The sequence below is a fragment of the Haladaptatus sp. HS23 genome (genome assembly GCF_056892285.1).
Map to the genome: position 1 here is coordinate 1,010,331 of NZ_JBXGLH010000001.1, position 26,967 is coordinate 1,037,297.

The 26,967-nt window shown below is 59.9% G+C and carries 24 protein-coding genes; 14 read left to right on the top strand and 10 right to left on the bottom strand.

All coding sequences use genetic code 11. From position 1 onward, the window contains the following. Positions 1 to 49: 49 nt before the first annotated feature. The gene (locus AC1XDK_RS05545) at positions 50 to 292 is read left to right on the top strand and encodes a ferredoxin (RefSeq protein WP_483348780.1); all 243 of its coding nucleotides are present in this window, start codon (positions 50 to 52) and stop codon (positions 290 to 292) included. A gap of 130 nt (positions 293 to 422) precedes the next feature. Here AC1XDK_RS05545 and AC1XDK_RS05550 read toward each other — a convergent pair whose 3' ends face one another. Beyond that, positions 423 to 1,919 (bottom strand): Cdc6/Cdc18 family protein, encoded by a 1,497-nt coding sequence (locus tag AC1XDK_RS05550; protein ID WP_483348781.1) that lies wholly within the window; start codon positions 1,917 to 1,919, stop codon positions 423 to 425. A gap of 1,977 nt (positions 1,920 to 3,896) precedes the next feature. Between AC1XDK_RS05550 and AC1XDK_RS05555 the strand changes: the two genes are divergently transcribed. The 4 genes from AC1XDK_RS05555 to AC1XDK_RS05570 all read left to right on the top strand — a co-directional run bounded on the left by AC1XDK_RS05555 (position 3,897) and on the right by AC1XDK_RS05570 (position 7,101). Beyond that, positions 3,897 to 4,538: an Era-like GTP-binding protein gene (locus AC1XDK_RS05555; protein WP_231186207.1), complete on the top strand. Its 642-nt coding sequence runs from the start codon at positions 3,897 to 3,899 to the stop codon at positions 4,536 to 4,538. Positions 4,539 to 4,543: 5 nt separating this feature from the next. After that, complete coding sequence (locus tag AC1XDK_RS05560; protein ID WP_483348782.1) at positions 4,544 to 4,930, top strand: DUF2073 domain-containing protein; 387 nt, start codon at positions 4,544 to 4,546, stop codon at positions 4,928 to 4,930. Next, on the top strand, positions 4,930 to 5,679 hold the full coding sequence (locus tag AC1XDK_RS05565; RefSeq protein WP_483348783.1) for an OapC/ArvC family zinc-ribbon domain-containing protein: 750 nt from the start codon (positions 4,930 to 4,932) through the stop codon (positions 5,677 to 5,679). Before AC1XDK_RS05560 ends, AC1XDK_RS05565 begins: the two co-directional genes overlap by 1 nt. Before the next feature lie 555 nt (positions 5,680 to 6,234). After that, positions 6,235 to 7,101, top strand: coding sequence for a DUF7089 family protein (locus AC1XDK_RS05570; RefSeq protein WP_483348785.1), 867 nt, complete (start codon positions 6,235 to 6,237; stop codon positions 7,099 to 7,101). A 406-nt stretch (positions 7,102 to 7,507) separates the two neighbouring features. Here AC1XDK_RS05570 and hemB read toward each other — a convergent pair whose 3' ends face one another. Beyond that, positions 7,508 to 8,491, bottom strand: a complete 984-nt coding sequence (gene hemB / locus AC1XDK_RS05575) for a porphobilinogen synthase (protein ID WP_483348786.1) — start codon at positions 8,489 to 8,491, stop codon at positions 7,508 to 7,510. An 89-nt stretch (positions 8,492 to 8,580) separates the two neighbouring features. Between hemB and AC1XDK_RS05580 the strand changes: the two genes are divergently transcribed. Together AC1XDK_RS05580 and AC1XDK_RS05585 are read left to right on the top strand one after the other, a co-directional pair. Further along, positions 8,581 to 9,300, top strand: a complete 720-nt coding sequence (locus AC1XDK_RS05580) for a DedA family protein (protein WP_483348787.1) — start codon at positions 8,581 to 8,583, stop codon at positions 9,298 to 9,300. Between the two features lie 309 nt (positions 9,301 to 9,609). Next, complete coding sequence (locus AC1XDK_RS05585; protein WP_483348789.1) at positions 9,610 to 11,652, top strand: S9 family peptidase; 2,043 nt, start codon at positions 9,610 to 9,612, stop codon at positions 11,650 to 11,652. Between the two features lie 332 nt (positions 11,653 to 11,984). Here AC1XDK_RS05585 and AC1XDK_RS05590 read toward each other — a convergent pair whose 3' ends face one another. Then, positions 11,985 to 12,200, bottom strand: a complete 216-nt coding sequence (locus AC1XDK_RS05590; RefSeq protein WP_483348790.1) for a DUF7569 family protein — start codon at positions 12,198 to 12,200, stop codon at positions 11,985 to 11,987. A 42-nt stretch (positions 12,201 to 12,242) separates the two neighbouring features. Beyond that, positions 12,243 to 13,034: a S24/S26 family peptidase gene (locus AC1XDK_RS05595; RefSeq protein ID WP_483348791.1), complete on the bottom strand. Its 792-nt coding sequence runs from the start codon at positions 13,032 to 13,034 to the stop codon at positions 12,243 to 12,245. Positions 13,035 to 13,117: 83 nt separating this feature from the next. On the opposite strand from AC1XDK_RS05595, the gene AC1XDK_RS05600 reads away from it, so the two are divergent. Then, a complete protein-coding gene (locus AC1XDK_RS05600; RefSeq protein WP_483348792.1) occupies positions 13,118 to 14,629 on the top strand; it encodes a DNA-directed DNA polymerase II small subunit in 1,512 nt (503 codons plus the stop codon). Positions 14,630 to 14,788: 159 nt separating this feature from the next. On the opposite strand, the gene lpdA is transcribed toward AC1XDK_RS05600, so the two are convergent. Further along, a complete protein-coding gene (gene lpdA, locus AC1XDK_RS05605) occupies positions 14,789 to 16,213 on the bottom strand; it encodes a dihydrolipoyl dehydrogenase (RefSeq protein ID WP_483348793.1) in 1,425 nt (474 codons plus the stop codon). Between the two features lie 141 nt (positions 16,214 to 16,354). On the opposite strand from lpdA, the gene AC1XDK_RS05610 reads away from it, so the two are divergent. Further along, complete coding sequence (locus tag AC1XDK_RS05610; protein ID WP_483348795.1) at positions 16,355 to 16,717, top strand: hypothetical protein; 363 nt, start codon at positions 16,355 to 16,357, stop codon at positions 16,715 to 16,717. A 93-nt stretch (positions 16,718 to 16,810) separates the two neighbouring features. Then, positions 16,811 to 17,041, top strand: a complete 231-nt coding sequence (locus tag AC1XDK_RS05615) for a hypothetical protein (protein WP_483348796.1) — start codon at positions 16,811 to 16,813, stop codon at positions 17,039 to 17,041. Between the two features lie 55 nt (positions 17,042 to 17,096). Here the strand turns inward: AC1XDK_RS05615 and AC1XDK_RS05620 are convergent, their stop codons facing one another. From AC1XDK_RS05620 to lipA, 4 genes are all read right to left on the bottom strand, one after another. Further along, positions 17,097 to 18,614, bottom strand: a complete 1,518-nt coding sequence (locus AC1XDK_RS05620) for a 2-oxo acid dehydrogenase subunit E2 (RefSeq protein WP_483348797.1) — start codon at positions 18,612 to 18,614, stop codon at positions 17,097 to 17,099. Between the two features lies 1 nt (position 18,615). After that, positions 18,616 to 19,611: an alpha-ketoacid dehydrogenase subunit beta gene (locus tag AC1XDK_RS05625; protein ID WP_007982179.1), complete on the bottom strand. Its 996-nt coding sequence runs from the start codon at positions 19,609 to 19,611 to the stop codon at positions 18,616 to 18,618. Between the two features lie 3 nt (positions 19,612 to 19,614). Then, the gene (gene pdhA / locus AC1XDK_RS05630) at positions 19,615 to 20,724 is read right to left on the bottom strand and encodes a pyruvate dehydrogenase (acetyl-transferring) E1 component subunit alpha (RefSeq protein WP_483348798.1); all 1,110 of its coding nucleotides are present in this window, start codon (positions 20,722 to 20,724) and stop codon (positions 19,615 to 19,617) included. Between the two features lie 362 nt (positions 20,725 to 21,086). Continuing rightward, positions 21,087 to 22,025 (bottom strand): lipoyl synthase, encoded by a 939-nt coding sequence (gene lipA, locus AC1XDK_RS05635; protein ID WP_483348799.1) that lies wholly within the window; start codon positions 22,023 to 22,025, stop codon positions 21,087 to 21,089. A gap of 178 nt (positions 22,026 to 22,203) precedes the next feature. Between lipA and AC1XDK_RS05640 the strand changes: the two genes are divergently transcribed. Both AC1XDK_RS05640 and AC1XDK_RS05645 read left to right on the top strand, forming a co-directional pair. Then, entirely contained in the window at positions 22,204 to 22,530 is a 327-nt protein-coding gene (locus AC1XDK_RS05640) for a DUF378 domain-containing protein (RefSeq protein ID WP_483348800.1), read from the top strand. 91 nt (positions 22,531 to 22,621) lie between these two features. After that, positions 22,622 to 24,028: an MATE family efflux transporter gene (locus AC1XDK_RS05645; RefSeq protein ID WP_483348801.1), complete on the top strand. Its 1,407-nt coding sequence runs from the start codon at positions 22,622 to 22,624 to the stop codon at positions 24,026 to 24,028. A 228-nt stretch (positions 24,029 to 24,256) separates the two neighbouring features. Here AC1XDK_RS05645 and AC1XDK_RS05650 read toward each other — a convergent pair whose 3' ends face one another. Next, a complete protein-coding gene (locus AC1XDK_RS05650) occupies positions 24,257 to 24,652 on the bottom strand; it encodes a gamma-glutamylcyclotransferase family protein (protein WP_483348802.1) in 396 nt (131 codons plus the stop codon). Positions 24,653 to 24,826: 174 nt separating this feature from the next. Here AC1XDK_RS05650 and AC1XDK_RS05655 point away from each other — a divergent pair, with 174 nt between their 5' ends. Beyond that, on the top strand, positions 24,827 to 26,155 hold the full coding sequence (locus AC1XDK_RS05655) for an MATE family efflux transporter (RefSeq protein ID WP_483348918.1): 1,329 nt from the start codon (positions 24,827 to 24,829) through the stop codon (positions 26,153 to 26,155). Positions 26,156 to 26,246: 91 nt separating this feature from the next. Further along, positions 26,247 to 26,918, top strand: coding sequence for an alpha/beta hydrolase (locus tag AC1XDK_RS05660; protein ID WP_483348803.1), 672 nt, complete (start codon positions 26,247 to 26,249; stop codon positions 26,916 to 26,918). Positions 26,919 to 26,967 lie beyond the last annotated feature (49 nt).

Below are 26,967 nucleotides of genomic sequence, written 5' to 3' on the forward strand. Positions count from 1 at the left end.
GTTGTTTTGCTCCGTCATCCATTTGAGGACCCACGCCAGAGTGGTAGCTATGAAGATAGAATACGACCGGAACACCTGTACCGGGATGTATCAGTGTACCGCGGAGTGGGAGGAGTTCGTCGAGAACCGCGAGGAAGGCAAGGCCGACCTACTGGAGAGCGAGGAAGTCGAAGAGGGAATCTTCGTCCGAGAAGTGCCCGACGGAGCCGAATTCGACGCCGAGATGGCCGCCCGCGTCTGTCCCGTGGACGCCATCAAGGTGTACGACGACGACGGCGAACAAATCGTCTGAAACAGGAGTGGTGAGACTCACTGGTTACAAGAGAACAACACTGACGAAGGCCATTGTTTCGGGTGGAAACCGAAAGAGAGGGGAGAAATATTTCTGCAGTGGAAATTTAGCCGTCGGAGGGAGTGGCATTTCAGCTGTCGAACCGAGCCTGCTGCATGAACGGCTGAATGTCGTCGATGTCGCCGAGTCGTGAATCGGACTGGAGGACAGCCTCGGTTTCCTCGATGGGAACGGAGAGGCTGATCTCCTTGGTGCGCCCGTAGCGCCCCTTCGAGACGACGACGGCGTTGACGATGCCGAGCATGTCGAGTTCGCTTATGAGGTCGGTGACGCGGCGCTGGGTGAGGATGTCGGCGTCTATCTCCTCACACAGGTGTTTGTAGACGTTGTACACCTCTCCGGTGTTGATGTTGTGGACGCCGTTCTTCTCCAACGAGATGGTCGAAAAGAGGACGAGTTTCGATTGGGTCGGGAGCGTTCGAACCACTTCGACCACGCGGTCGAGTTCGATCTTGTCCTGTGCCTTTCGGACGTGCCCCTCCTCCACACGTTCGGCTTGGTCGCGTTCGGCGAGTTCGCCTGCCGTCCGGAGTAGGTCGAGCGCCCGTCGCGCGTCACCGTGTTCCTGTGCGGCGAAGGCGGCACAGAGCGGAATTACGTCGTCAGAGAGGGCGTCCTCCTTGAACGCCACCTCCGCGCGGTGCTGGAGGATGTCCCGGAGTTGGTTCGCGTCGTAGGGCGGGAAGACGATTTCCTCTTCCCCCAGACTGGATTTGACGCGGGGGTCGAGGAAGTCGGTGAACTTCAGGTCGTTGCTGATACCCATGATGGATACCCGCGAGTTGTCGAGTTCGGAGTTCATCCGCGAGAGGTTATAGAGCGTGTCGTCACCGGATTTCTCGACCAGTTTATCGATTTCGTCCAGCATGATGACGACGACGCGTTCCTGATAATCGACGGCCTCGAAGAAGGTGTTGTACACGCGGTCCGTCGGCCACCCGGTCATCGGTACCGGTTCTATCTCCTCCGAATCCGCTTCGAGTTCCTCGATACGGTCGTCGATTTCCTGGACGGACGAAAAGTCGGTGTTCGCTAATTGCTCGGATTCGGCGGCGACGCCGTCGCGAATGTCGTTCAGTTCTTCGATTTGGCTTTCGATGTCGGCCAAATTGTTCTCGATGAACTTGTTGGCGAGTTGTGCGAGTACGCGATACTGTGTATCCGTTATCTCGCAGTTTATGTATTCGACCTCACACGGGACTTCGTACTTCAGCGAGGTTCGTTCGAGTTCCTGACTCACGAACTTAGCACTCGCCGTCTTACCGGTTCCCGTCTTTCCGTAGATGAGGATGTTCGACGGCGTTTCGCCACGCAGTGCGGCGACGAGAATGGTCGCCATGCGGTTGATCTGCTCTTTGCGGTGTGGGAGTTCGTGTGGCGTGTACGAGGGCCGGAGCACCTCCTTGTTCTCGAAGATCGGCTCGCCGCTGAGCAGGTCGTCGAACAAACCGTGATTGCCCTCGTCGTCCGAGTCGTCCAACACGACATCGTCCAAGTCGATGCCCTCGAAACCACGGTTCGCGTGGCCGCCTCGTTCGTCCGCCGGGTCTGTGTTCTCGTCTGACATACGTCGTCTTTGTACCCCTTCGTTTCGACTGGAGTTGACGCACTGTGCGGAGAGAGAAGGGAGGAAACCGGGAATAGCGTCACGATTTCCGTCCCAGAGAAGCGACAGCGCGTCCAGTTGATGCAGATGAAAAAGAGGTACAGCACAGTACTAAAATCTTTCTCATCGGTGGAGTGATGAACGAAAAAGGTGTTTTTGGAGGTTTCACGCTGAATCAGCATCGTTTCGGGTCGAACGAAAGGCGGGGAAAAGCGAAAAGCGAGCCGGCTGTGTGAGAAACGGATGGTATTTTTCGAAAGGATTTGGAGGCGATCGATGTGAGGTCGAATGTCGGAGCATTTTCTTTCGACTTCGAACTCGATGGTCCGTACGGTGGGAGAAAAGCGGAGGACCCTCAATGGGTTCGTCGGCACGAAGATGAACATGTATCGCGTCCATACGTACCTACCTCCAAATATCCGGTTCAGTTCGTCCTCGAGTTTAGTTCGTTTGACCTGCTCAACTCCCACAAGCGGGTCGTTTCGGGTGGAGCCGAAGTAGTGTGAGGGGGAAGCAGAGTGGAAGAATGTGAAAAGGCGGCAGAGTGGAAGAATGTGAAAGGGGGGAGAAGTAGGCTAGTGTGTAAAAAGGTGGAGAAGTGGGCCAGAGTGGAAAAGCAGGAATAAGTGACGAAGTAGAGTAGCATGGCGAGATAATGAGCGTATAGAACGGTGGAAAAGGGGTTGTAGTGACGCACGGCGAATCAGCGGCGGCAGGGTCTGTCCGCCCTCTACCCCTTCATTTCGGGTGGAACGCGTGGAGCACAGACAGAGATATCAAAAATTGGAAATTGGAGGTGGTGTTCACGAAGTAGCGTCGACGATTGGACGTCGGTCGGAAAGTGGACAAACATGGATACCGTGACCAATGATAACACGTAACTTTAGACCCCCCCCCACCCCTTCGTTTCGGGTGGAACGCGGAGAAGGAGGGGGTGGGGGGAGGGTCGAATCTAGAACGGGAATCTTTATTACACAGTCTAACTAACAATATCCGCAAACTAGAGATATAACTTTTCTAGAGGGGAGTATGTTCTGTAAGTTACCCGAACCTGACACCCCGCCCCCCACTCGTTCGTCGTTCCACCTGAAACGAAGGGGTGGGGGTGTCCCGAACGAGTTGCACAGACGACACGAAACACGCATTCGACGACGGTACATCACGACTCGTGCTATCATCAATCATACTCCGGGTACACGACGATACGACCATCCACTCTCCCTCCAGACAAGACGAATCGTTTCGACCGTTTTCGTCCGGTTGATTCGGTCAACCCCTCCGTTTCCAGTGGAAACGTCTTCCACCTCCTCCGACCGTTACCGTTGGTTCGAAGTCAATGACGACTTCGAGAACCTCGCAGTTAGCGCAGCAACCGTTCCGTTTAGTCATCAACCATCCCGGTCAGTCACCTCTCCGGTCAATCACTCCTCCGGTTAATCACCCTTCCAATCAACCACACCTCCAATCAATCACCGTCCCATCCAGTAACTGCCCTACTCCCGATTTGACTCGCTAAGTTCCAGTGTGTGAGTCCGGTACGGGGTTCCAATATGAAATTCCGATACGAGATTTCAGTACGGTATCGGAAACGAACCAACTCGAATCCAGTACTAGAAATTTAACCAATTCGATTACAGATGTAAAAGCGAAAAGATGCGGACGTTTCGAATATCGAAATGCTTCGGTCGAGCCGTCTCGCTCGCGTACGATTTGGTCTCCGTGTTCTCTTCTTCGTTTTCCGTGTTCTTCTTTTTCTTCGTCTCCCCCGCGTGCTATTTCTTTTCTACTTCCGTCCGGGAATTGTGTCACGAGTTGTCTGACATAGGTTTAAGTGAGTGGCGTAAATTTGTACGCGCAACAGCCCCGCACGTCCGGCTCAATCTCGACAACCCGTTGTCTAGAGTGATTATCCGACACTGGGGTCTGGGAGGAAAAAGGATGGGATTGTTTACTGGTCTCAGGCAAAGTATTGCACGTGTGACCGACAAGCTCTTCACGTCAGAAGAGCCGAAACGGATCGGTATCTATGGGCCCCCAAATGCTGGGAAGACGACGCTTGCCAATCGCATCGCTCGTGATTGGACGGGCGACGCGGTCGGTCCCGAGAGCCACGTTCCACACGAAACACGCCGCGCGCGTCGGAAGGAAAACGTCGAAATCGAACGTGACGGACGAAAAGTCACTATCGATATCGTGGATACGCCCGGTGTCACGACGAAAGTCGATTACGAGGAGTTCCTCGACCACGATATGGACAAAGAGGACGCGGTACGTCGTTCCCGCGAGGCCACCGAAGGTGTCGCGGAAGCGATGCATTGGCTTCGGGAAGACGTCGATGGTGTCATCTATGTTCTCGACAGCTCGACCGACCCGTTCACGCAAGTGAACACGATGCTTATAGGCATCATCGAGAGTCAGGATCTGCCGGTACTTATTCTCGCTAACAAAACCGATCTCGACGATTCGAGCGTCCAGCGGATTCGCAACGCGTATCCGCAACACGAGACGATTCCACTCTCCGCATTGGAGGGTGATAACATGGACGAAGTGTACACGAAGATAGCGGAGTACTTCGGGTGATCACGATGCCGGAAGTGAAAAATTCAGACGACGGCGTTCAAGTCGACCTCATCGGTGGTGAACGGATGGCTGGGAAGACCAGCATGGAGAAGATTCGGATGATACTCGATGGCGTCCGTGACGGCAACATCGTCATCCTCGAAGAGGGATTGTCCCCCGACGAGGAGAGCAAACTCATCGAGGTGACGATGACCGAAATCAGCCCCGACGAGTTCAGTGGTATCGAAATCGAGACCTACCCGCGCTCGAAGACGTCCGACAGCGGCTTCCTCGGTCGATTGATTGGCCGTGAGTCGTCCGGTTCGAAGCTCACGGTCATCGGTCCGGCGAACCAAATCGAGACGCTTCACAAGGACGAAAACCTCATCAGCGCACTCATCTCCCACAAATAATGCCCCACAAGTGTACGAACTGTGGACGAACGTTCGCCGACGGGTCGAAGGAGATGCTTTCGGGGTGTCCCGACTGTGGCGGTAACAAGTTCCAGTTCCGCCCCTCCGGGTCATCTCCAGACGAAACGAAGGCCTCCGAATCGGCAGGAGCGAGTGCGAACGCGTCACCGTCTGCCGACAGTCCGACCGGGTCGGGAACGGTTGGTCGTGCCGCGAACACCGTCAAAGGATGGGTGGGGTCGCGCGGCAGTTCGGATACAACGGAACCGGACCGCGGTGAACCCGCACGGGAGCGTACGGAATCCGCACAACCCCGAGTACAGCAGACCGCGGACGGAGAACAAACGACACAAGAACCGAAAGCGGCAACACAGGACGAGGTACCCCAACCATCGGCGGAGGAACCAGCGGCCACTTCGAAGGACGAACCCGCCGCCAATTCGAACGAAGACAGCGCGCAAGCGAGTGCCCGCTCCGAAATCGTCCCGGAAGACGAACTCCCGGAACGGCCGGACAACGAGGGTACTGGAACGGTCATCAAACCACCCGAAGACGACCAACCGAGCCTCGACGAACTGCGCGAGGAGCTAAACAGCCAGTTCGAGAGCATCAAGGTAGTCGAACCGGGTCAGTACGAACTCAATCTGATGGAACTCTACGAGCGCGACGAGTACATCATCGCCATGCGGGAGAACGGCCGATACGTCATTCAGGTCCCCGACTCGTGGACCGGCGCAGTGGATAGCTGATTCGTTTTTATTCGAGTCGTCGACGAGTCACTGCGTCGTATCAATCCCGCGCACCAGCAGGAGTTGAGGCTTTGCTCGGGTATGGCGGAAACGACTGTATGAATCCGACCGAGCAACTCATCGTCGCGTCCATGGTCCACGTCGTCGCCATCTTCGGAAACCTCCTTCTTGGCTACGGAATCTTGGCGGCGCTCAACCAGGATTCCCGTCGAATTGGGGATCCTTGCTTATCGGGTTCTGGGGGACACTCTGTTACAACCTGTTGCTCTTACTCGAATCGGGGTTCGCCCGTCTCGTCACTTCGACGTTCGATACCGTCGAAGTCGAGAGGTAATCGAACGAAGTGGACTCGCGGTGGACATGGTGCCGTCGAGTCAACTATCAAACGACCATCTGGAGTGGAAACGAAGGGGTTTCGACCCGAGTAGGCAGATTTTAAGCAATCGAGTGGGAACGAACGGGTATGAGTACTCCGACGAAAATCGTCATCGGTACCGTCGTACTGACGATGTTGGCCGCACTTGCAGTCGTCCTCAACGTCTGGCTCGTCGCCTGATGTTCCGCGAACGAACCGTTCCGGAAGACGTAGCGGCGGTTCGAGACGACCACGTTCCGAACGCGCTCGTCTTGGATTGCGAACGCGACTTCGAGACGCTTCCGATTCCGGCGCGCGACGACCTCGCACTCCTGACGGACGAACTCCGTCCGTTTTCGGCACCCGATGAGTGGCTACCCGACGACGCCCCGGAACTCCTCCGACGATTCGCCGGGTCCGACCTCGTCGTCGGAATGCCCGGCGACGGAAGCGTGGCGTGGACCCATCAAACCGTCCCGCCCGTTCTCTTCGTGAAAGCGCGCGTTCAGGGGTCGCCCGAGGAGTTCATCGACTTCCTGATAGCGGAAGCGCTCGTCGAAATCGGACTCGACCTTCCCGAACACTTCCTCGAATTCTTCGAGGGACGGTATCGGGAGTTTTCCGACGCCGTTCCGCTCGGTCCCGCGGGTACGTATCAACTCGCAGTCGCCCTCTGCGATGCGTACAACGGGCTACACACGCGCGATGAGTTCATCGAATGGCAAGAGTCACACCCGCGACTGTTCGACGCGTGGCAGGACGCAGGACAGCGAATCGAACCGCGGTTGGACGGCATCACGCGGGAAGTCGTCACCGGACGAACGGACTTCCCCGATGCCGCCGAGTTCGCCTGTAGCGCCGTCAAACACGGTATCGAACCGCCAGCACCGTTCGCCGCGCTCGATACGCAGGCCTACCGCGACCACGGCGTCGGATATGCCATCAAATGGGCCGAAAAGACGCTCGGGGCGCTCGATGTGGGTTCGGACTCCGATTCGGCGTCGGACGCCTCGGATTCGGATTCGAATTCGAATTCGAATTCGGAGTCGGAGTCGGATTCCGAATAACGGTTTTTCGTTCCCGCTCGTTGTCCCTTCTTCCCTACTTCTCGCCCGACTTCGATGGGACGATCACGAAGTCGTCGGGGTAACTGTCTAAGAATACCGAGTACTCCTCCGTGCCGGTGTCTTGTGCCATGGTAATCCAGAACAGTATCGTCGTATATAATGTTGCCTGACAATATCTTCCATTTATCGCACTAACAACTGTACGAACACTCGGTTTATTATCGGATACTATCCGTTTAAGGTTGTAAGACGGGCAGAAACGAATCCCTTCCCGGCCTGTTTCTGGACGAACGTTTTACCCGATTGCAGGTAACTCCGGCCGCACGGCAGAGTCGGCGCGCGTGAGAACAGCCGAAATCCGGGGCAAACACCTTCCTTTGCAGTTTCACCGACTCCGTCGTCTCGTTTACGCGAGTTCGTCGGCGATATCCTCGGCGAAGTAGGTCAGAATCAGGTCCGCGCCCGCCCGTTTGATCGAGAGCAGGGATTCGAGTGCCGTCTCCTGTAGGTCGAGCCATCCTTTCTCGCTCGCAGCGTGCAACATCGCGTACTCGCCGGACACGTTGTAGGCAGCGACCGGATGGTCGTACTCCTCTCGGATGTCCCGGACGATGTCGAGGTACGGCAGTGCGGGTTTGACCATCAGTACGTCCGCTCCCTGTTCGACGTCGAGTTCGACTTCGCGCATGGCCTCGCGCGCGTTGGCCGGGTCCATCTGGTAGTGTCGTCGGTTGCCGAACGCGGGTGCGCCGTCCGCCGCATCGCGGAACGGGCCATAGAACGCGGATTCGTACTTGGCGGCGTAGCTCATGATCGGCACGTCGGAAAAGCCCGCCTCGTCCAGTCCGGTGCGAATCGCTTCCACCATCCCGTCCGTCATGCTGCTGGGTGCGACCATCTCCGCGCCCGCTTTCGCGTGCGAGACGGAAATCTTCTGCAAGAGGTCGAGCGTCTCGTCGTTTTTCACCGTGAGTCGCGGGTCGTCCGCGGCGTGGTCCTCGACGATTCCGCAGTGGCCGTGGTCGGTGTACTCACAGAGACAGACGTCGGTGATGACCGTGGCGTCCGTCTCGGCCGTGATTCGACGCGTGGCTTCCTGCACGACGCCGTCTTCGGCCCACGCACGACTGCCGCGTTCGTCTTTCGATTCCGGGATACCGAACAGCATCACGGCTTCGACGCCCGTTTCCAGCACCTCCTCCGCGCGAGCGACGCTCTCCGTTATCGGTACTCGCTCGTGGCCGGGCATGGATTCGATTTCGATCCGTTCGTCCGTCGTCGCATCGACGAACACCGGGGCGATGAGGTCGTTCGCCCGAAGGGTCGTCTCGCTGACCAACTCTCGGATTCCGTCGCGACGAAGCCGACGCGGCCGGTCGGTGAAGTTCATACCATTGCTACCGACGGAATCCCCAAAACCGCGTCGCTCTCGGAACGGGTCACAACGCATTTAGCCCGTCCCATCAATATTCGTATCTGATGCATATCGCCTCGCTCGTTGCGGTCGAGACGACCCCTCTCGCCCTCCTCGCCCTCTTTGCTTTCGGCGCAATCCTGTCATTTGCTCCGGATTCGCGCTCGATTAGAACGTTCGTTGCTGACTACGGCGTTTTCGTCCTCGCGGGCGGCGTCGCGCTCGTGGCGGTCGCCGGTATCCTCCTCTTCCTGTTCGGTGACGAAACGCTCGCAAAACGGTGGCTCGACCAGTACGGACTGTTCGCCCTGTTTTTCATCTTCATTATGGAAGGGGCGATGATGTTGTACTTCGCGCCGAGCGAAACCGTCGTCCCGGTCGGTGTCACCGTCCTGGCGAAATCGCCCACCGATTATCGGACGATAGCACTCATCGTCGCCGTCGCCGTCATCGCTTCGACCGCCGGGCAGTACGCCTTGTTCCTGTTGGCGAAGCGCGGCGGCCGCGAGTACCTCCTCGAAAAGCCGTGGTTCCGAATCGACGACTCCTCGCTCGACCGGTTCGACCACTGGCTCGAACGCTGGGGTCCCCTCGCTATCCCGCTTAGCAACACGCTGCCGTTCACTCGCGGCATGCTGACCGTCCCCGCCGGGTTCGGCGAGATGAAAGACCGGAACTTCATCCTCCTCTCCGCGTTAGGGTCGCTCTCGTTCGAAACGCTGCTCGCGATTTTCGGTCCGAGGGCGTTCGCCATCATCGTGGACGCGATTTCCAAGTTCGTGTGAGTGTTCAGCCGTCCTTTCACTCGAACAACCGACAATTGTCGGTCACTCCGAAACTACCCGAGTGAATGGTGGCCCGATTGAAACCACCGTCATTCTACCATAGCGATAGACCTAACAGTATCGAAAGCGTATCTGTACTCGCGCCCGCGTACCGTTTGTCGCGTGCCATGCTACGAACACTGCGTGGGCGCACTTTCATTCCTCGAAGGAGTTCGTTGAAAGGCATTGAACGACGAATCCGGAGCTATCGTAACGGAACTGGTATTTCGAATCGAAAATATATTTGGCTCGCGCTCCGAGTGAATGGATATGAAGACGATACGTGCCAACGAGTATCACGACCTCGTCAGTGTGAACGACCCACAGGTTTCGCCGGATGGCGAACGAGTGGCGTTCGTCCGCTCCGCTCCGGACGGGGTCGAGGAGTACGAAGCGACGGTGTACATCGTTCCTCTGGGTGGCGACGAACTGCGCCAGTTCACCATCAGCGAAGGTGTGGACAGTAGTCCACGATGGAGTCCGAGCGGCGACCGACTCGCGTTCGTGAGCACGCGCGGAGCGGATGACGACCGACCGCAACTGTGGGTCATGCCGACTGCGGGCGGCGAGGCCCGACAGGTAACGGACGTGGCGGGCGGCGTCTCGCAGTTGGCGTGGTCTCCCGACGGGACGAAAATCGCGTTCGTCCAGTCGAGCACCGAGGAAGACAGGGAGGAAGCGCGCGACATCTCGCTCGACGGCGAGGAGTACGAACCGGAAACGCCGGACCCCCGCGTCATCGACCGGAAGATCTACCGGGCGGGTACGAGCTATTTCGACGGGAAACGGAGCCACGTCTACCTCGCCGATTTGGACGACGATTCCGTCGAACGACTGACGGATGGCGACTTCGACTTCGCGGGTCCCGACTGGGGCGACGAAACGACGCTTTACTTCGGTGCCAGACGCGAGGGCGACCCGGACGACAACATCATCGTGGACGTCGTCGCATACGACACCGACGCCGACGAGGAGGAAACCCTCTTCCAGACGAGCGCGTGGGGCGCGTCGATAGCGGCGACGGCGGACGGACGGATCGCCTACATCTACTCGCCCGAGGAGAACGCCACGCTTCGACAGACCGACCTCGAGGTGTTCGACCGGAACACGGGCGAGACGGTGACGCTCACCGAAACGCTCGACAGAACGCTCGCAATCGAACCGCAGTGGGACCCGGACGAGGAGCGGGTGTACTTCGGGACTCCCGACGAGGGCGACCAAGTCATCTGGCGCGTGTCGGCCGACGGGAGCGAGGAACCACAGCGAGTCGTCGGCGACGGACACATCACCGACGTTTCGGTTGGCTCCGACGCCGTCGCCTACTCGAAGTCCGAGTGGGACCACCCGGGCGACCTGTTCGTTTCGACGCCCGGCGGAGCCGAAACGCACCAACTCACCCGCGCCAACGCGGAGTACCTGAACGACCGCGCGGTCGGTCAACCCGAGGAACTCCGCTTCGAGTCCGACGAGGGCGTCGAAATTCAGGGATGGCTCCTCACGCCGCCGGACTTCGACGAGGACGAACAGTACCCGCTCGTCGTCGAAATCCACGGCGGCCCACACGCGATGTGGTCCACGAGCGGCACGATGTGGCACGAGTTCCAGACGCTCGCCGCGGAAGGCTACGTCGTCTTCTGGTCGAACCCGCGCGGTTCGACCGGCTACGGCGAGGAACACATGGCCGCCATCGAACGCGATTGGGGCGATACGACCATGACCGACGTGATGGCCGGTGTGGACCTCGTCGCGGAGCGTGACTACGTCGACGAAGGGAACATGTTCGTCACCGGCGGAAGCTTCGGCGGGTACATGACCGCGTGGATAGTCGGCCACACGAACCGGTTCAAGGGCGCGGTCAGCCAGCGCGGCGTGTACGAACTGGGCAGCTTTTACGGCTCGACGGACGCCTTCAAACTCATCGAGTGGGACTTCGATACGACGCCGTGGGAGGAACCGGAGTTCCTCTGGGAACGCTCGCCCACCGCGTACGTCGAGAACGTGACGACGCCGACGCTGCTCATCCACAGCGACAACGATTTCCGCGTCCCGGTGAACAACGCCGAGATGCTGTATCTCCTTCTCAAGAAAAACGACGTGGAGACGCGCTTGGTGCGCTATCCCCGCGAAGGCCACGAGCTCTCCCGGAGCGGCGAACCGGGGCACGTCGTGGACCGACTGGAGCGAATCGTCCGCTGGTTCGACGGCTATTCGGATTACGACGACGCGCCGAAGGCGTTGGAACGCGGCGACGATGGACTGTCCGCTGCCGAGAGCGAGGACGAGAAAGACGAGGGCGAAGGGAACGACGAGTAGCCCGAACCGTTTTGATGGATACGACGGAGACGACGTAGCCACCCCGGACGAACAACGACAACTATTGTCGTGGGGAGGTACGTTTCGTCCGGGGGCAATAGTTCGACAATTCCGGTGCTGCCTGTCGATTTTTCACTGGAAACGAAGGGGTTGACGAGCCGGATTGTGACACATCGAACTCATTTTCTTCCCCCGTCGCTCGGACGTTTTCGAACTGCTGTCTCGATGGGGATACTGACGGCTCTATATCGTTTCGGTGGTCCGTTTCGGTAGTCGGCTCGACGAATACGTACCCGATTCCGTATCCCGTTTTCTACTCGAAAGAAGGGGGTTCAGTCGACGATGATTTCCGACTCCTCGTCCGTCGAATCGTCCGCCGGTTTCATCTCGGTTTCGTAGCGGTCTATCCAGTCGGCGAAACATTCGGGGCAGAGTCGCTGCCTGTCGATCTGTGACCGGTCCACGGTCAGCCGAACCGTCCGTGCCAGCGCGTCTTGCAGCGGCTCTCGACAGTCGTCGCAAGGGTCGGGGTCGCTCTCCTCACTCATGAAGGCTCAATGTGACGCAAAACACATAAAACGTCGCGGAAATCAGGCGGCTGCCGCGGAGCGCGAGGAATTAGCAGTCGGTTGGATTTCTCCTGCCGGTGGTACCGCCGAATGACTGGTCCCGTCCTGTTGTGTGACTGGCGGGTTCGCCGCTGCCGCCTTGGAGAAGAACAGGCGGACGTGACCCAACCACGGTATCCTCAACTCGGCGGTGCCGCGAATCCACCCGGGTTTCACCGGGTCGCTGATACGGACCACTTGGTCGTAGGCACCGTTGTCGTCACCCTTCGTGATGAACCCCGCGTGTGGTGCGGGGCAGTTGGGCAATTCCCGGCAGTTGTCCGCACCGAGGATGTAGTTCGGGTTGGCCTTGTCGTACCAGTTCTCGCCTTCGTCTACCCAGAACCGTGCACGGTGGATGACGGGCGTCTCATCGCTCCGTCCGTAGCGCATATAGATTACCACGTCCCCGTAGTCGTTGAACTTCTTGTATCCCGTGTCCTTTCCTTCCTGATACGTGACGACACCGGTGTTCCCGTGGGCGGCATCCGACGGGAAGCGGTGTTGGTCCATGATGAAGACGAGGTCGCCTCGATACATGTGCGGTTCCATGCTTCCGCTTTCGACGGCCACCATCGGCGGCCACACGCCGCTGATGGCGAAGAGGATGAGACCGATTGCGACGACGACGGCGGCACTCTCCAACATTTCGCGGACGAATACGACCGTCCCGTTGTCGGTATGTCGGAACCAACGAATCCACGCAACCGGACCGGAGCCATCCGGTCCCGTGTCCCGTATACCGTCCGACGACGACCCGTCTGGGGGACTCATTACGGTTTCCTACTGTTCCCCACGTTGTCAACCTTCTGGGTTGGTTCGCTAGCCTTTTTGCCCATCCCCACCTCTGCCGAAATGTGCCATTGGAAACCCCGGCTCGAATCGTCAGAGAACTCACGAGCCGCGGGTACAACGCCGACCGGGAGGCCGTGACGCTCCTCGCGTCCGCCCCCGACCCCGGAGCCGCGCTCGAACGTGCAGTCGAATCCGCCCCCGAGGACGCCCTGAAACTCTCCGTGGACCACGTGCGAACGGTTCTCAATGGGTCGGACGCGGGGTCACGTCACCCCTCCGCTTCAAGTGGAGTTTCTGCTGTGGAATCGACAGCAAGCGCCGATCCGTCTCCAGTTGAAACGAAGGGGTCCGTGTCACGGGACCTCACCGAACAGACGGTGGATATCCTCAACGACATGACCGGGGCGAGCACCGGGACCGGCGAATACGACGACTTCGTTACTGTGTTTCGCGACCGGTTCCAGCGCCTCTCCGGAAAGCTCCGTGGGCGGGTGAACGCTCGCCCGACGAACACCGTCGCCAGCATGCCCGGTGGAAGCGACGCCGCCATCGTGGGCATGATAAGCGACATCCGTTCCACGGCGAGCGGTCATTGGCTCGTCGAACTCGAAGACACGAACGGGACGTTCCCCTGTCTCATCATGAAAGACCGGGAGTTCGCGAGCGTCGTGGACGAACTCCTGTTGGACGAAACCATCGCCGTCGAGGGAACCTTATCGGACGACGCGGGGATCCTGTTCGTGGACTCGCTCCACTTCCCCGACGTGCCGCGAACCTACCGCCCATCGACCGCTGACCGCCACGTCCAAGCCGCGCTCATCAGCGACGTCCACGTCGGCAGTCAGGAGTTCATGGCCGACGCGTGGCATCGGTTCGCCAACTGGCTCCACACCGAAGAGGCCCAACACGTCGAATATCTCCTCATCTGCGGCGACATGGTCGAAGGCGTCGGCATCTATCCGAATCAGGACGAGGAACTCGACATCATCGACATCTTCGAGCAGTACGAGGAGTTCTCGGAGTACCTGAAGGAGGTGCCGGGCGACTTGGAAATCGTCATGATCCCCGGCAATCACGACGCGGTTCGGCTCGCGGAACCGCAACCGGGCTTCGACGACGAACTCCGCTCCATCATGGACGTCCACGACGCGAAAATCACGAGCAACCCCTCCACGGTGACGATAGAGGGCGTCTCGGTGCTGATGTATCACGGCGTCTCCTTGGACGAGGTCATCGCCGAACTCCCCGCCGAGAAGGCGAGTTACGAGGAACCGCACAAGGCGATGTATCAACTCCTGAAAAAGCGCCACGTCGCGCCGCAGTACGGGGGTCACACCCGCGTTGCACCGGAGGATAAGGATTACCTCGTCATCGACGAGGTGCCCGATATCTTCCACACCGGTCACGTTCACAAACTCGGCTTCGGCAAGTACCACAACGTCCTCGCGATGAATTCGGGATGTTGGCAGGCCCAGACCGATTTCCAGAAGAGCGTGAACATCGACCCCGACTCGGGATTCGCCCCCATCGTCGATTTGGACACGCTCGACGTGACGGTCCGGAAGTTCGCCTGATTCGCCCGTTTTCCGTTCGGTTTCTGCCTGATTTTCCGCCTGCTTTCCACCCGAAATCGAGGGGTTGCGTTCCTCCGGATCGAGGTAAACGACTTTGAAATAATGTCGTCTATCCGGAGAAAATCCGCCCCGATATCGACCGAAAAATAGGACATCGCTTTACCGGTTCAGCGTGTGAATCGCGTGCCCGAGCGCGTTCTCGGCACACTCCATCACGGCTTCCGAGAGCGTCGGGTGGGTGTGAACCGTCGCGGCAACGTCTTCGAGCGTCGCGCCCATCTCGATGGCAAGTCCGAGTTCGGCGATGAGTTCCGAGGCTTCGGGTCCGACGATTTGTGCGCCGAGAACGAATCCACTCGGTTCGTCGGCGACGATGTGGACGAAGCCCTCGGCGTGGCCCGTCGTGAGCGCACGGCCGCTCGCTTGGAACGGGAACTTGCCGACGACGGGTTCGAAGCCCTGTTCTTCGGCTTCCGCCTCCGTCAGGCCGACCGTTCCGATTTCGGGGTCGGTGAAGACGGCGGCCGGCATGGCCTGATAGTCGAGCGCGGCGGGTTCTCCGGCGATGACTTCCGCGGCGACCTGTCCTTCCTTGCTCGCCGCGTGAGCCAGCATCGGTTCGCCGGCCACGTCGCCGATGGCGTAGATGTGGTCCTTCTCGGTCCGTGCGCGGTCGTCCGTCTCGATGAAGCCCATCTCGTCCGTCTCGATGCCTGCGCTTTCGAGGTTGAGCGTGTCCGTGACGGGTTGCCGACCGACCGCCACGAGGACTTTCTCGGCACCGAACTCCGAGACGTCGCCGTCCTCGTTTTCGGTCACGACGGTGATGCCGTCGCCGGACTCCTCCCACTCCTTTGCGGCTTCTCCGAAGTGGAAGTCGATTCCGAGTTCGTCTGCCTTCTTCTTGACCGGTCGCGTGAGGTCGTCCTCGTACGTCGGGAGCGCCGAATCGAGCATCTCGACGACGGTCACGTCGGAGCCGAGTTTGGCGAAGACGCCCGCCAACTCCATCCCGATGTAGCCCGCGCCGACGATGACGATGCTTTCGGGTACGTCGTCCATCGCGAGCGCCTGCCGGGAGTCGAGGACGTGTTCGCCGTCGAACTCGAAGCCGGGAATCTCGATGGGTCGGCTTCCGGTCGAAACGATGGCGTGTTCGAACTCCACCGTCTCGGAGCCCTGCCCCTCTCCCTCGTGGACGACGCGAACCGATTTGTCGTCCGCGAACTCCGCGCGGCCTTCCATCAGGGAGACGCCGTTCGCCTTACAGAGCTTTTCGACGCCGCCGGTGAGTTGGGACACCACGCCGTCCTTCCACTCGACCATCTCGCCGTAGTTCACGTCGAGTTTCGTGTAGATTCCCATGTCCTCGGCGTGATTGGCGTCGTAGGCCAAATCGGACGCCGTGATCATCGCCTTCGACGGGATGCAGCCATAGTTCAGGCAGGTGCCGCCGTAGGCGTCTTTCTCCACGAGCGTTACGTCGAGCCCGAGTTGCCCCGCGCGGATGGCGGCGACGTAACCGCCCGGTCCCGCGCCGATAACCAGCACCTCAGTTCCAGTCGAGATATCTCCGACGACCATTGAATGACTAGAGTAGCTACCGGGTAAAAAATCAGGTGGATTACGTTCCGAGGAGAGACGGCTGTCAGCAATCACCACTATTTCGAACGGAGTCCAGCACTCCGGGGAAACCTTATATCTTGGTTACAAAAACACCCCGTTATGAATCGGCTTTTCCGTTACGCCATCGCTCTCCTCGTCGCTGCGGTCGTGACCGGCGGCGTCGCGTTTTTCCAACCACAATCGGCCGAATCAGCGATTTTGCTCGCCGGAATCGCTGTAGTGTACACCGTCGAAACGGCGATCGCTCTCCCGTACTGGTCGGTTCTTCGAGGGACCAACACCGATAGTCCGAACTGGGTCAACGGCGCGTTTACCGGTGCTTCGACGTTCGGTTGTTTGATGCTGTTGAACGGCTCCGAACCGACGCCGAACTTCGCCACGATGGTCCTCGGTTTCGGACTCGCGTGGCTCGGATTCGTCGCCGGAGTCGCGTTCGGCGTCGAGAGCAAACCGTCGGCGTAGCGTTCTCCGATGATTCGGCCACGACCGCCCACTAAACGCACATGCGTTGGCAGGCGGCAGATTTTCTCGCTTCACGCGTCTATCATGGAGCGTATGGTGGGGGAAACTGACCACAGAACGACTCGCAGCGATAGAATCGACGACGACAGCAACAGCAGTTCGACGTTCAAGAACTTCGTTCAGAAGTACTCGGAGGAAGAACTGTCTATCCTCCTGATAGCGTTCGGCGCGGTGTTGTTGTTCGTTCCCGGTGTGAACATCATCGGGTTCGTGCTGGTTCTCATCGGTGCCGCGACGTGGTTCACCGACTGGTTGTGGGGATAGACTCCTAACCGTACACGATTTTTTGACGAAAAAATTCGACCAGCGACGCGTCAGATTACTCCAGCAGGAGCAGTCGCGGGTTGTGCAGGTATTCGAGCAGTTGGTTGGCGAACGACGCGACGACCGCGCCGTCGATGATGCGGTGGTCGATGGACATCGAAATCGGAAGCGTGTAGCGCGCTTCGACGTCATCACCGACTACGACGGGACGCTTTTTCAGTTCACCAAGACCGAGGATACCGACCTCGGGGTGGTTGATGATGGGCGTCGCGTACTCGCCGCCGATGGCACCGAAGTTCGTGATTGTGAACGTGCCGCCCTGCATCTCGTCGCGGGTGATGGTGCGGTCGCGGGCCTTCTCGACCAACTCGTTCATCTCCGAGGAGAGCTGAAGCATGTCCTTCTGGTCCACGTTCTTCAGGACGGGAACCATCAGGCCGTCGTCGGTTGCCACCGCGATACCGATGTTGTAGTAGTTCTTGACGACGATTTCCTCGTTCTCCTCGTCCAGCGCGCTGTTGAGGTACGGGTAGTCCTTCAGCGCGGCCACGATGGCCTTCAGGACGAACGGCATGTAGGTCAGTTTGATGCCGCGCTCTTCCGCGATTTCCTTGAGTTCGGCGCGCGTCTCGACCAATTCCGTCACGTCGATGGAGTCGTGGTGGGTGACGTGGGGCGCGGTGAACTTCGACTTCTGCATCTGCTTGCCGATGCTCCGTCGAATACCGCGGTACGGAATCCGCTCCTCACGCGGGCCGGTTTCGCCGCTCGCAATCGCGGCGGCGTCGGCGGCCTGTGCGTGCTGCTGTGCCTCGGCGTACTCCCGAACCGCTTCGGGGGTGACGAACGCCTGTCCGTCGCGCTCTTCGGTGGACGGCACGGCGTTGATGTCGATGCCCTGTTCTTCGGCGAGGCGGCGTGTCGCTGGCGCAGCCAGCGTTCGTTCGCGGTTGGCCGCTTCCACCTGTGTCGGGGCCGCCGCGGTGGCAGTGGCGCTGCCGCCGGCCGTTTCGGTTTCGGCCGCCGGTTTCGTTTCGACGGGTTCGGTTTCGGCCCCTTCCTCGGGTTCGGAATCCGTCGTGCTCTCGGCCGCCGTGCGAACGTCGTGTTCGCTCACACGACCGCTCGGACCGGTTCCATCGACCGACGCGATATCTACGCCGAGCTCACGCGCGAGTCGGCGAGCGCTCGGTGCCGCGAAGACGCGGCCCTCGGGCGTTTCGGTCTCTTCTGTGTCTTCGGGCGCGTCCGCTTCGGCGACCTGCTCTTGCGAGTCGGTCCCTTCCTCGGACTCGGCGCTCTCGGTCGTCGACTCCGCCGGTTCCTCTTCTTCTCCCTCCACGTTGAACGTGAGGAGGACGTTGCCGACCGGAACGACCTCGCCCTCCTCGGCGCACAGTTCGCGGACGCTTCCGTTGACCGGCGAGGGAATCTCGACGATCGCCTTGTCCGTCTCGACTTCGGCGACCGCTTGGTCCTCGGTGACGGTATCTCCCTCTTCGACCTGCCAACTGACGAGTTCGCCCTCGGCGACGCCTTCGCCGACGTCGGGCAGTTTGAATTCGCGTACCATGTCAGAAGTTCACCGCGTCGCGGATGCCCTCTTTGATGCGGGTGGGTTCGGGCAGGTAGTAGTCTTCGAGGCTGTACAGCGGGAACGGCGTGTCGAACCCGGTGATGCGCTCGACTGGCGCCTCCTGATAGAGGAGCGCTTCCTCCTGAATCGTCGCCGCGATTTCCCCGGCGAGGCCGCCCGTCTTGGGTGCCTCGTGGACGACCGCCGCGCGGCCGGTCTTCTTGAACGACTCGATGATGGTGTCCGTATCGAGCGGAGAGACGGTGCGGAGGTCGACGACTTCCACGTCGATTTCGTCCGCCAACTCCTCGGCGGCCTCCATCGTCGGGCGGGTCATCGCACCCCACGTGAACACCGAGATGTCCGTCCCTTCGCGGCGTACCGCGGCCTCACCGAGCGGAACTTCGTAGGACTCGGTCGGAACTTCGTCGCGGAACGCGCGGTAGATGAGTTTCGGTTCGAGGAAGATGACCGGATCCGGGTCGCGGATAGCCGAGGTGAGCAGACCCTTCGTATCGTAGGGCGTGCTCGGCATGACGACCTTCAGACCGGGTTGGTGGCTGTAGAAGGCTTCCATCGACTCGGAGTGGTGTTCCGGTGCTCGGATGCCGCCACCGTACGGCGCACGGACGACCATCGGACAGGTGAAACGTCCGCGCGAGCGGGTTCGGAGACGTGCGGCGTGCGACACGATCTGGTCGAACGCCGGGTACATGAAGCCGGAGAACTGCATCTCGGGGACGGGTTTCAGCCCGTATGCGGCCATCCCGATGGCCGTTCCGATGATGCCCGATTCCGCGAGCGGGGTGTCGATGACGCGGTCGTCGCCGAACTCCTCGTAGAGTCCTTCCGTGGCGCGGAACACGCCACCGTTTTTGCCGACGTCCTCGCCCATCACGACGACGTCCTCGTCCTGTTTCATTTCAGTGTACAGTCCGTCGCGGACTGCCTGTACGAGCGTGAGATTCTCGGATTCGGTAGTTGCCTGACTCATATCTTAGTCCTCCAGGGTGGTTTCGTCGCCGTACTGTTCGCGGAGGTGTTCGAACGATTCCATCTGCTCGCGGAGTCGTGGCGGCATCTCCGCGTACACGTTGTTGAAGATTTCCACGGCGTCCGGGCGCTCGACTGCCTCGGCCTCGTCGATGGCGTCCGCGACGGCCTGCTTGACTTCTTCGCCGATTTCCTCGACGTCTTCTTCGTCCAACCGACCCGTCTTCAGGAGGAACTTCTCCATGCGCGGGATGGGGTCCTTTCTTTTCCACTCCGCGACCTTGTCGTCGTCCCGGTAGACCGTCGGGTCGTCGGCGGTGGTGTGCGCGCCGAAGCGGTACTGGACCGCTTCGATGAGGGTCGGACGCTGCTCGTCGTCTTCGGGGTCCTTCGCCTTATTGACGGCTTCCTTCGTCACCTTGTACACGGCGAGGGGGTCCATCCCATCGACCTGCACGCCTTCGAAGCCGTAGGCCTGTGCCTTTTGCGCGATGGTGGCACTTGCGGTCTGGCGTTCGCGGGGCACCGAAATCGCCCACTGGTTGTTGTTACAGAAGAACACCGACGGCGTGTCGAACACGCCCGCGAAATTCAGGCCTTCGTGGAAATCCCCTTCACTCGTCGCGCCGTCACCGAAGTAACAGAGGAACGCTTTGCTCTCGCCTTTGAGCTTCGACGCCCACGCCGCCCCAGTCGCGTGCGGAATCTGTGTCGCGATTGGCACCGCGACCGTGAAGATGTTCGACCCGTCCGGGATGTCGTTCCCGGTCTCGTGGCCCATCCAGTAGAGCATGGTCTGTTTGAGCGAGAGGCCGCGAACGAGCGCCGCACCGTGTTCGCGGTAACTCGGAAACATCCAGTCGTCGCCCGAGAGCGCGTAGACGCTCCCGATTTGCGCCCCTTCCTGCCCCGAAAGCGGTGGGTAGGTTCCCATCCGACCTTGTCGGTTGAGACTCACCGCTCGTTCGTCGAAGTGGCGGGCGAGACGCATATAGCGGTACATGTCCACCAACTCCTCGTCGGAGAGGTCCGGCACTTCCATCCCGTCCAGCACCGTCCCGTCTTCGTCCAGTATCTGTACTCGGTCCTGGGGGTCTCGGTGTACGATGCTCACGATCGAACCCATCCTGACATACGTGAGAAAACTCTCGCGCGCATTATAGGGTTTTCGTAATTAACTTCCCATAGGAATTGACTCTCACACTATTTTCCCCGATTCGTTCTTCAATCGGTAGTAAAATTTCCCAATTTACAGTTTAGTGCCGAATAGAACTTGGATTATGGACGTTTCGGTTACTGACAGAATTTACCGCTTATTTATTTAACTTTTATCCGATCCGTTTTGTCCCTGTTTCCGACCGTCACGTTCTTCGTTTAAGCGACCCTTCTTCACGCCCCCGTTTCTCGCGGGTCGTTTCTCCCCGCTCGTTATACCGAGGCTCGAAGAGCCTCGCGGTTCACGGTTGCACCGTTCGCTCATACCGAGGCGCGTCGCGCCTCGCGTCTCGCTTGCTCTACCGTCTTCCCGTCCCGGAGGATGGCATCCACGAACAGTTCGCCCGCTTTGTACGACGAGCGGACCATCGGTCCGCTCGCACAGTAGAGGAACTGGAGTTCCTCCTCGGCGACTTCCTGCCACGTCCTGTATTTCGCCGGATGTACGTACTCCTCGACGTCGAGATGCGTCCGCGACGGTTGGAGATACTGACCGAGCGTGACGATATCGACGTCCGTCTCCCGAAGGTCCGACAGCGTTTGATACACTTCGTGATCGTATTCGCCGAGGCCCAACATCAGGCTCGTCTTCGTGTAGATTTCGGATTCGCGCTTGACCTGTTCGAGGACGCCGAGACTCTGTTCGTAGCCAGCGCGTGCGTCGCGGACGTATCCTTGTAGACGTTCGACCGTCTCGACGTTGTGCGCGATGACGTCGGGGTCCGCGTCGATTATCTTTCGAACGAGTTCTTCGTCGCCTTGGAAATCGGGAATCAGCACTTCCACGAGGATTCCGGGGTGGCGCTTTTTGATCTCCCGAATCGTCTGCGCGAAGTGTTCGGCACCTTGTCCTTCGAGGTCGTCCCGGTCCACCGAGGTGAGGACGACGTAATCCAACCCGATTTCGGCGATGGCGCTCGCCACGTTCTCCGGTTCGTCGGGGTCGAGCGGTTCGCCGCCACCGGTATCCACGTCACAAAAACCACAACTGCGCGTACACTTGTGACCCATCAGCATGAACGTGGCCGTTCCGCCGCCATCGGAACCTCTCCCGCTCCAACATTCACCGAGATTCGGACAGTTGGCCTCCTCGCAGACCGTATGCAAATCGTGCTCTCGGAGCGTCTGTTTGATTCCCGTGAACTCCTGTCCCGACGGTGGTCGCATCTTCAACCAGTCGGGTTTACGCCGCCCACTCATTACCGACGCCTTCGGTCCGCCACGACAAAAGGATAGGGTATCCTCGTGAGAACTCTCCCCGATTTCGCTTCACGGTCGTCCATATGGTCCGTTTCTCGGTGGAAACGGTGGAATACTCTCGGCTGTCCGTGTGCAACTAGCAAATAACAATAACCGTTCTTTCCCTAGTTCTTCTGCTATGTCCACGAATCGCAGCACGAAATCGAACGATGGCATGCGAACCAACGGATTGGACTGGTTCAGTATGCTCCTCATCATCATCGGCGCGCTCAACTGGGGGATTCTCGGCGTCACCGACCTGACGGGCGGGCGAATCAACGTCGTGCGACAGGTGTTGGGACTGCTGTTCCTGCCGAACGTCGCACAGGTCGTCACGGACCTCATCTACGTCCTCGTCGGGTTGGCTGGTCTCTACTTCATCTACACCAGCTACAAAATCCGTCGTGCAAGTCGTCGGACACGGCAGCAGACCGCCCAGCAAACGGAACCCAGACAGACCGAGTAGCCGTTCCCGACCCACATTCTGTTTTCCTCATTCCTTCTGCCATACCTATAAATACCATCACGATTTTATACTCGATATAGCGGAAAAAACCATGCTCGATGTATCACGGGATGAAATCACCGAGGGGTCCATCGTTCGTGCCCTTGCCCTCCTCGCTGCCCCCATCATCCTCCAAAATCTCGTCCAAGTCGCTCAACAAATCGTCGATATCTTTTGGCTCGGGCGACTCGGTGAAACCGCGGTCGCCGCAGTCGGTCTCAACATTCCCCTAACGTCGCTTATCTTTTCGGTTTTTACGATTACCACCGTCGGGACGCAGGTTCTCGTTTCCCAGCGCGTCGGTGCTGATGAGTTGTCGCGCGCACGTCGGGCGGTATTCCACGGAATGTCGCTCGCGTTCGTCTTCGGCATCGTCATCACCGGGCTCATCCTCGTCTTTGGCCGGGAAATCATCGCACAGTTCGGTGCCGAACCCGCCGTCGCGTCGGCGGCCGCCACGTACCTGCTCACGTACTGCCTCGGGTTTTCGATTCTCGGAATGGGAGACGCCATCGAGATGGGCTTCGTCGGGTGGGGGGACTCGCGTGCCGCACTCTACATCAACGTCATGGCTGTCGGCATCAACATCGTTCTCGACCCGATTCTCATCTTCGGATTGGGTGTTCCGGGCTTCGACGGATACCGAATCGCCGGTGCCGCCCTCGCCACGATACTCGGCTACGGTTGTTCGTCGCTCTTCGCCCTCGGCATGATGCTTCGCGGTCGGGACGGGTTTACCCTCACCACGGAGTCGATGACGATTCGGTTGAACGACTACCGGGAGCTATTGGATATCGGTCTTCCCATGTTCGGCCAGCACGCTGCCGGACAGTCCGTTCGCGTCCTCATTATCGGAGTCGTCACGGCCGCAGGTGGACCCGCGGCCGTCTCCGCGTACACCATCGGCGCGAGCGTCGCCAGTATCGCATTCATACCCGCAGGGGGACTCAAGCGCGCCGCACAGAGCGTCGTTGGGCAAAATATCGGGGCCAAGAACCCGATGCGTGCGAGCAGGACGACGTGGGTTGGAGTCGCTATCGCCGCAGTCGGCTTGACCGTTATCGGTGCCATTCAGTGGTTCATCCCCGGTGTCCTGACGAACGCGTTCGTGCCCGACGTTTCACAGGCTACCTACGACCTCACCGTCGATTACCTCCGAATTCTTGCCTACGGCTACTGGGGAATCGGCGTGATGTACCTCGTCGGTGCCGGATTCAACGGTGCGAGCCGGACCAAAACCACCATGGTCGCGGATATGGTGAAGTACTGGGCGATTCGACTTCCCATCGCCGCTATTGGCGTGTTCTGGTTGGGATACGACGTTCACGCCGTCTTTTGGGCTGTTACCATCTCCAACTGCGTCGCTGCCGTCGGATTCAGCGTCTACTACTACTATCAAGTGAATGATGGGATGACCCTGCGCGCATCGAGGAGCATCAGCAGTTCCGTGGACGACTGACTCCCCTCGGATTTGGAATCCGTTCGCCCGTCCTCTCTCGGATGTCTCTCGTTTGTCAAAAGGGGAAAGAATGGGAGCGCGGAGCGTGTGACCGCGTTTCGAAAGAGAACATGAGTGGTCTTAAACGCGCGGGGTGCGGAGTGAAAGTGAAATCGGCAGCAAGCGGCGGGGAGATGCTCGTGTCTGACGGAAGGCAGACGCCGGAGTCAGACGAGCGTCATACATAAATCAATCGGACGTTCGAACACGCACTTTATTACTGTCGATGTATCTATGAATTTTCGATTCGAGTGACCCATCTCCGGGCCACGAAATCGCCTCCGACACGCCGAGTTTGTCCGGGTCGCCGACGTAAATGGCGACTCTATCCGTCGACCTCCTGTCACTAGGAACCGTAACTCGAGCGTAGAGTCCCCGCCCGACGCCTTCGTAGGAATCGAGGGCGTCCATCGCGGGCGTTTCGAGCAACCTCCCGTCCGTCTGACCACCCGGTGCGAGCGTCGGATAGCGACCATCGACGCGGTGTAATCCGAGGAGGGTCGCGTCACCGGCGAACTCGAACGTTTCGACGACGGAGGCGACGCGCTCGGGGTCGGTCAGGGTTCCGTAGACGAACACAAGCATGTGACCTGCCACACGCACGACGACTAATTAGCCCTGCCGGGAACGTTCGGGCCGTTCGCGTCGGTTGCCCGTTCCGGTACAGCCAAAGCCCGGGGGGAACGATTCCGCCGCGTGACAGGACGTTCGCGACTCGTCGGAGTCTGGCGACGGGTACTCGGTCTTTCGTGGCCTGTGATGGCCGAACAGGTACTCCGAACGATGATGCGCACGACGGACATCATCGTCACCGGTTTGTTCTCACCCGCCGCCGTCGCGGCCATCGGTCTCGCGGATCTCTACGCGCGGTTGCCGCTTCGAATCGGATTGGGACTCGGCGGCGGCGCGATAGCCCTCTCCAGCCAGGACACGGGCGGCGGTGCGACGGCGAACCGTGACGAGGCGGTCACGCAGGCGATTATCATCGGGGCTATCGCTGGACTCCCGTTCGTACTCTTCGGTCTTTTCGTCGCTGAACCCGCTATCGCGCTCCTCGGCGCGCCCGAAAACGTCGCATGGATGGGCGGGTCCTATCTCACCGTCATCTTTCTCACCGCCCCCGCACGGCACGTCTCGTTGGTGGCCGCCCGTTCCTTGCAGGGCACGGGAGATACGCGGACGCCGATGTATATCAACGTGGTTTCCAACCTGCTCAACATCGTGGGAACGGTCGGATTGGGCCTCGGCCTCGGCCCGTTCCCGGAGTGGCGAATCGTCGGCGTCGCCGTCGCTACCGCGGTCGGAAACCTGTTCAGCGCGGGTGCGCTCCTGCTTTCGATTCGGCTCGGAATGACGCGAACGTCGTTCACGTGGCCGCACGATCGGACCATCACGAAGCAGTTGTTGGCCGTCAGCGCCCCGCGAATCGGCGAGGGGTTCGCGGCCACCGTGGCGGAGTTCCCCTTCAACGCGATTCTGCTCGCCTTCGGAACCGAGGTAAACGCCGCGTTTCAGATCGGCCGCCGGGTGTACCAACAGGTAACGGGTCCGCTCTCACGCGGATACAGCGTCGCCTCCAGCGTCGTCGTCGGACAGGCGCTGGGGGACGGCGACCCGGACCGCGCACGGTTCGAAGGGTGGGCGACGGCCGCGCTCGGACTCCTGACCGTCGGCGGCATCGGTTTGGGTCTCTTCCTCGCCGCGGAACCGCTCGCTCGACTCTTCACGTCGGACCCGGCGACGCTCCGCTACGCCGCCGACTTCGCCCGCGTGTACGGTCTCGCCGCGCCGTTCCTCGTCTCCTTCGTCGTCCTCGGCGGCGCATTACAGGGGGGCAGCGACACGAAAACGCCGTTCATCGCTCGAACGTCGGGCATGTTCCTGTTCATGGTCGGCTTTTCGTGGCTCGTCGGCGTTCACTTCGAATACGGCGTCGTCGGCGTCTATGCCGGAATCCTCCTCTACTACGTTTGGGCAGTGGGAGTCGTCGGAACCGGCTTCTATCGCGGGACGTGGGCGACCCGCGCGGCGGCGATGATGGAGGAGCGCGGAACCGCTGGCGGCCAGAGTCGGGAGGAAGGGACGTAGGCCGTTGAGGGTGAGTCATCGTACAGGTTGGGAACCCGAATCCCCTCTGTAAGGGAAAACGGTAGGGAACGTCGGACCGATGAGTCAGTATATGACCGACTCGAACTTCGACACGGACGACATCGACGGTCCACACGCGGGACAGCCAGTCGTCACGTCCGGCGTGCCACTCGACGACGCGAGGGCGGCGATGATTCTGATTCACGGACGCGGTGCGACGGCGCGGAGCATCCTCGAACTCGGCCAGGAGTTCCGACACGAAGGAATCGCCTTCCTCGCGCCACAGGCGGCCGGAAACACGTGGTACCCACAGTCGTTTCTCGCACCGCTGGACGCGAACCAACCGCACCTCTCGTCCGCGCTCTCGCTCCTCGGAACGCTCGTTTCCGACCTCGAAGCGGCCGATATCCCTCCGGACCGGACCTTCCTGCTCGGCTTCTCACAGGGAGCGTGCCTGACGACCGAGTTCGTCGCCCGAAACGCACGGAAGTACGGCGGCGTCGCGGTGTTCAGCGGCGGCCTCATCGGTCCCGAGGGGACACCGCGCGAGTACGACGGGTCGCTCGACGAAACGTCGGTCTATCTCGGCTGTGGCGACAACGACCCGCACATTCCGGTCGAACGCGTTCACGAGACCGAGGAGGTTCTCACGGCGTTGGACGGGTCCGTTACCGAACGCATCTTCGAGGGAATGGGCCACGGCGTCGTTCAGGAGGAAGTCGCGCACGTCGAACGAATGGTTGCACAACTCCTCGCGGAGTGAGCCTTCGAAAACGCAAAGGGACGGTCGAAATCCGCGGGTAAAATAGAAC

Excerpts from the sequence above, each read along its gene's own strand:
- AC1XDK_RS05545 (WP_483348780.1), top strand. The coding sequence starts at position 50 with ATGAAGATAGAATACGACCGGAACACCTGTACCGGGATGTATCAGTGT.
- AC1XDK_RS05550 (WP_483348781.1), bottom strand. The coding sequence starts at position 1,919 with ATGTCAGACGAGAACACAGACCCGGCGGACGAACGAGGCGGCCACGCG.
- AC1XDK_RS05555 (WP_231186207.1), top strand. The coding sequence starts at position 3,897 with ATGGGATTGTTTACTGGTCTCAGGCAAAGTATTGCACGTGTGACCGAC.
- AC1XDK_RS05560 (WP_483348782.1), top strand. The coding sequence starts at position 4,544 with ATGCCGGAAGTGAAAAATTCAGACGACGGCGTTCAAGTCGACCTCATC.
- AC1XDK_RS05565 (WP_483348783.1), top strand. The coding sequence starts at position 4,930 with ATGCCCCACAAGTGTACGAACTGTGGACGAACGTTCGCCGACGGGTCG.
- AC1XDK_RS05570 (WP_483348785.1), top strand. The coding sequence starts at position 6,235 with ATGTTCCGCGAACGAACCGTTCCGGAAGACGTAGCGGCGGTTCGAGAC.
- hemB (WP_483348786.1), bottom strand. The coding sequence starts at position 8,491 with ATGAACTTCACCGACCGGCCGCGTCGGCTTCGTCGCGACGGAATCCGA.
- AC1XDK_RS05580 (WP_483348787.1), top strand. The coding sequence starts at position 8,581 with ATGCATATCGCCTCGCTCGTTGCGGTCGAGACGACCCCTCTCGCCCTC.
- AC1XDK_RS05585 (WP_483348789.1), top strand. The coding sequence starts at position 9,610 with ATGAAGACGATACGTGCCAACGAGTATCACGACCTCGTCAGTGTGAAC.
- AC1XDK_RS05590 (WP_483348790.1), bottom strand. The coding sequence starts at position 12,200 with ATGAGTGAGGAGAGCGACCCCGACCCTTGCGACGACTGTCGAGAGCCG.
- AC1XDK_RS05595 (WP_483348791.1), bottom strand. The coding sequence starts at position 13,034 with ATGAGTCCCCCAGACGGGTCGTCGTCGGACGGTATACGGGACACGGGA.
- lpdA (WP_483348793.1), bottom strand. The coding sequence starts at position 16,213 with ATGGTCGTCGGAGATATCTCGACTGGAACTGAGGTGCTGGTTATCGGC.
- AC1XDK_RS05610 (WP_483348795.1), top strand. The coding sequence starts at position 16,355 with ATGAATCGGCTTTTCCGTTACGCCATCGCTCTCCTCGTCGCTGCGGTC.
- AC1XDK_RS05615 (WP_483348796.1), top strand. The coding sequence starts at position 16,811 with ATGGTGGGGGAAACTGACCACAGAACGACTCGCAGCGATAGAATCGAC.
- AC1XDK_RS05620 (WP_483348797.1), bottom strand. The coding sequence starts at position 18,614 with ATGGTACGCGAATTCAAACTGCCCGACGTCGGCGAAGGCGTCGCCGAG.
- AC1XDK_RS05625 (WP_007982179.1), bottom strand. The coding sequence starts at position 19,611 with ATGAGTCAGGCAACTACCGAATCCGAGAATCTCACGCTCGTACAGGCA.
- lipA (WP_483348799.1), bottom strand. The coding sequence starts at position 22,025 with ATGAGTGGGCGGCGTAAACCCGACTGGTTGAAGATGCGACCACCGTCG.
- AC1XDK_RS05640 (WP_483348800.1), top strand. The coding sequence starts at position 22,204 with ATGTCCACGAATCGCAGCACGAAATCGAACGATGGCATGCGAACCAAC.
- AC1XDK_RS05645 (WP_483348801.1), top strand. The coding sequence starts at position 22,622 with ATGCTCGATGTATCACGGGATGAAATCACCGAGGGGTCCATCGTTCGT.
- AC1XDK_RS05650 (WP_483348802.1), bottom strand. The coding sequence starts at position 24,652 with ATGCTTGTGTTCGTCTACGGAACCCTGACCGACCCCGAGCGCGTCGCC.
- AC1XDK_RS05655 (WP_483348918.1), top strand. The coding sequence starts at position 24,827 with ATGGCCGAACAGGTACTCCGAACGATGATGCGCACGACGGACATCATC.
- AC1XDK_RS05660 (WP_483348803.1), top strand. The coding sequence starts at position 26,247 with ATGACCGACTCGAACTTCGACACGGACGACATCGACGGTCCACACGCG.